The organism is Thalassococcus sp. BH17M4-6, assembly GCF_049323015.1.
Lineage (GTDB): Bacteria > Pseudomonadota > Alphaproteobacteria > Rhodobacterales > Rhodobacteraceae > Puniceibacterium.
Genome location: NZ_JBMPGU010000035.1, coordinates 1 through 3,905, shown reverse-complemented (window position 1 = coordinate 3,905; position 3,905 = coordinate 1). Strand labels below are relative to the sequence as shown.

Sequence of the window (3,905 nt, the reverse complement as noted above, 5' to 3'; positions counted from 1 at the left end):
GCTGAACCGCCTTGTCCAACAAAAAATGCGCGCGGTCAGGACCGTCGCGCATAATCACATCCTCAATCGCCTCCTGCCACTCGGCAGACTCAACAGGATCTACATCGTTCTGACTGTCTTTCATGGGTTTACCTTTCAGACGAAGAATTGGGCGCCGTTGGCGGAGATGGTGGAGCCGTTGATGAAGCCCGCGTCGTCGGAGGCCAGGAAGGCCACGCAGCGCGCGATTTCCTCGGGCTCGCCCAGGCGGCCCGCCGGGATCTGGCCGATGATCGACTCGCGCACCTTCTCCGGCACCGCCATGACCATTTCGGTGGCGATGTAGCCCGGGCAGACGGCGTTGGCGGTGATGCCCGCGCGCGCGCCTTCCTGCGCCAGCGACTTGATGATGCCCAGATCGCCGGCCTTGGTCGCGGCATAGTTCACCTGCGCGAACTGGCCTTTCTGACCGTTGATCGAACTGATCACGATCACCCGCCCGAACTTGCGTTCGCGCATGCCGGGCCAGACCGGGTGGACAGTGTTGAAAACGCCGGTCAGATTGGTGTCGATCACCTCTTTCCACTGCTCGGGCGTCATCTTGTGGAACGGCGCGTCGCGGGTGATGCCCGCGTTGGCGACGACCACGTCGATCGGGCCCAGATCCTCTTCGACCTGCTTGATGCCCGCGGCCGAGCTGTCGTAGTCGGCGACGTTCCACTTGTAGGTCTTGATGCCGGTGGCGTCGGTGAACTTCGCCGCCGCGTCGTCGTTGCCCGCGTAGGTCGCGGCGACGTCATAGCCATCCGCCTTGAGCCTCTTGGAAATCGCCTCTCCGATGCCGCGGCTTCCGCCGGTGACGAGTGCAACACGTGTCATGGTCTTTCTCCCTCAGTCTTTCCGATGTCTCTTGGATTTCCGTCGCGATCTCAGCGCACGAGCACATAGGACCCTGGCGCATCCTCGATGATCTTCAGCCCGCCATCGCCGGGCACCCTTGCCGGAACGCGCGCGCTATTGTCTTTGCCTTCGACCCATTGAGACCAAAGCGGCCACCACGACCCATCGTGATGGATCGCCTTTTCGAACCATTCCTCGGGGTCCTCGGGATAGTCGTCGCGGGTCCAGTAGCCGTATTTCTGGCGTTCGCCGGGCGGATTCATCACCCCAGCGATGTGGCCCGAGCCGCCGAGCACGAATTTGACATTGCCGCCCAGCAGGTTCGCGGTCGGGTAGACCGATTTCCACGGCGAAATGTGGTCTTCCCTGGTGGCCAGAACGAACATCGGGGTCTTGATCTTTCCGATGTCGATCTCGGTGCCGTTCAGCACCAGCTTGCCGGGCTCGCGCAGGGCATTCTGAAGATACAGCTTTTCAAGATACCAGACCAGCATGGCCGCCGGCAGGCGGGTCGAGTCGGAATTCCAGTAGAGCAGTTCGAAGGCAGGCGGTTTGCTGCCCATGAGGTAGTTCATCACGTGGAACGACCAGATCAGGTCGTTCTCGCGCAGGGACGAGAACATCTGCCGCATCTGATGCGCTTCGAGATGGCCTTGCTCCTCCAGATGCTGGCGCAGGGCCTCGAGGCGTTCGTCGTCGATGAAGACGCCGACATCGCCCACATCGGTAAAGTCCACCATGGTCGCCAGCGTCGTCGCCGAGGCGATCCGCCTGTCCTTCCGCTCTGCCATATACGCCAGCATCGCGGTCACAAGGATACCCCCGATGCAGAAGCCGAGGACGTTGATCCTGTTCTCTCCGGTCGCTTTTTCGATCACGTCGATCGCGGTCAGAGGTCCTTCGTTCATGTAATTCTCGAAGGTCTTGTCGGCGAGTTCGGGGCCGGGATTGACCCAGCTGATCACAAAGACGGTGTGGCCGCGGTCAAGCGCATAGCGGACAAAGCTGTTCTTGTCGCGCAGGTCGAAGATGTAGAACTTGTTGATCCATGCCGGCACCAGCAGCAAGGGCCGCTTGCGCTGTGTTTCGGTGCGCGGTTCGTACTGGATCAGTTGCATCAGGTCGTTCTGGTAAACGACCTTTCCGGGCGTGCTGCCAAGATCCTGCCCCACGACGAAGGCCTGGTCGTCATTGGTGCTGATCTCGGGTGCGTCGCCGCCGCGCTCCAGATCATCCAGAAAGTTGCTCAACCCGTCGATCAGGCTCTGCCCGGAGGAGTCCAGCAGCCTCTCGCGGGCTTGCGGGTTCAAGGCCAGGAAGTTGCTCGGCGCAAGGGCGCTCAGGAACTGGCGCGCGAAGAACTGCATCTTGAGCTGGTCCTTGGAGTCGGCGGGAAAGCGTTTCACAATGTCCTGGGTGACTTCTTCGAACGTCAGGTGGACGTCGCGCATGACACGCGCCACGGGGTCCTTGGCCCAGGCCTCGTCACGGAACCGGCGGTCGCGGATATTTTCCCGGCCGCCAGACCAACTCTCGATCCAGGCATCGGCCATCTTTTCAAAGGCGGATTGCTGGATCTCCAGCAGTTCGCCCGGCCTGCTTGCCATGGCCATGCCCGCCTTTGCGTAGGACTCCATGACAGAGGATGTGTCGACCACAGAAAATTCGCCGCCCGTCACCTTGCCTGCCGAAGTGGTGGCAGCCCGGAGGAACAACCCCTGCGCGCGTTGCATGAGGTTCCAGTATTCAGCCAATCTTTCAGGAGCGTCGTTCAGGTTTGCCATGTGTCCATCCGGTCTTGACTGGAGTTGCGAGGTGAGGGCGGCGACAGTTTGCCCTTCGCCATGCGGGGGGTGCATGGCAAAGGGCCAGGGATATGGTTACGGACGCTCGACGCAGAGGGCGACGCCCATGCCGCCGCCGATGCAGAGCGTGGCGAGGCCCTTCTTGGCGTCGCGGCGCTTCATTTCGAAGAGCAGCGTGTTGAGCACCCGCGCGCCCGAGGCGCCGATCGGGTGGCCGATGGCGATGGCGCCGCCGTTGACGTTCACGATGGCCGGATCCCAGCCCATGTCCTTGTTGACCGCGCAGGCCTGGGCGGCGAAGGCCTCGTTCGCCTCGACCAGGTCCAGGTCCTCGGCCTTCCAGCCGGCCTTTTCCAGCGCCTTGCGCGATGCATAGATCGGGCCCACGCCCATGATCGACGGGTCAAGGCCCGCGGTGGCGTAGGACACGATGCGCGCCAGCGGCTCGATCCCGCGCTTTTCGGCGTTGTCGGCGGACATCAGCAGCACACCCGCCGCGCCGTCATTCAGGCCGCTGGCGTTGGCGGCGGTCACGGTGCCGTCTTTGGTGAAGGCGGGGCGCAGTTTCTGCATGTTCTCGATGGTGGCGCCGTGGCGGATGTATTCATCCTTGTCGACGACGGTTTCGCCCTTGCGGGTCTTGACGGTGAAGGGGATGACCTCGTCATCGAACTTGCCGGCCTTCTGCGCGGCTTCGGCCTTGTTCTGCGATCCGACGGCGAATTCGTCCTGCATCTCGCGGCTGATCTGCCACTTTTCGGCGACGTTTTCGGCGGTCTGGCCCATGTGGTAGCCGTTGAACGCATCCCAGAGGCCGTCGCGGATCATCGTGTCGATATAGCTCATGTCGCCCATCTTGTGACCGGCGCGCAGGTTGGCGGCATGCGGCGACAGGGTCATGTTCTCCTGCCCGCCGGCGCAGATGATCTCGGCATCGCCCAGCTGGATGTGCTGCGCGCCCAGGGCCACGGCGCGCAGGCCCGACCCGCAGACCTGGTTGATGCCCCAGGCCGCGCTTTCCTGCGGCAGACCGGCGTTCACATGCGCCTGGCGGGCGGGGTTCTGGCCCTGAGCGGCGGTCAGGACCTGGCCCAGGATGGTTTCGGACACGTCGGCCTTGTCGATCCCGGCGCGGTCGACCAGCGCCTCGAGCACCGCCGCCCCCAGATCATGCGCGGGCGTCGTGGCGAACGACCCGCCGAAACTGCCGACAGCCGTGCG

Annotated in this window: 3 protein-coding genes; all 3 read right to left on the bottom strand. The window is 63.3% G+C overall.

The genetic code is table 11. From position 1 onward, the window contains the following. Positions 1-135: 135 nt before the first annotated feature. On the bottom strand, positions 136-858 hold the full coding sequence (gene phbB / locus ACOXXX_RS21655; protein WP_422828711.1) for an acetoacetyl-CoA reductase: 723 nt from the start codon (positions 856-858) through the stop codon (positions 136-138). A gap of 50 nt (positions 859-908) precedes the next feature. Continuing rightward, complete coding sequence (locus ACOXXX_RS21650; RefSeq protein WP_422828710.1) at positions 909-2,663, bottom strand: PHA/PHB synthase family protein; 1,755 nt, start codon at positions 2,661-2,663, stop codon at positions 909-911. Positions 2,664-2,759: 96 nt separating this feature from the next. Beyond that, positions 2,760-3,905: acetyl-CoA C-acetyltransferase (locus ACOXXX_RS21645; RefSeq protein ID WP_422828404.1), on the bottom strand; the 1,146-nt coding region annotated here is incomplete at its 5' end.

What these genes read in the sequence shown, in the direction of transcription:
- ACOXXX_RS21650 (WP_422828710.1), bottom strand. Translation starts at nt 2,663, where the DNA reads ATGGCAAACCTGAACGACGCTCCTGAAAGATTGGCTGAATACTGGAAC.
- phbB (WP_422828711.1), bottom strand. Translation starts at nt 858, where the DNA reads ATGACACGTGTTGCACTCGTCACCGGCGGAAGCCGCGGCATCGGAGAG.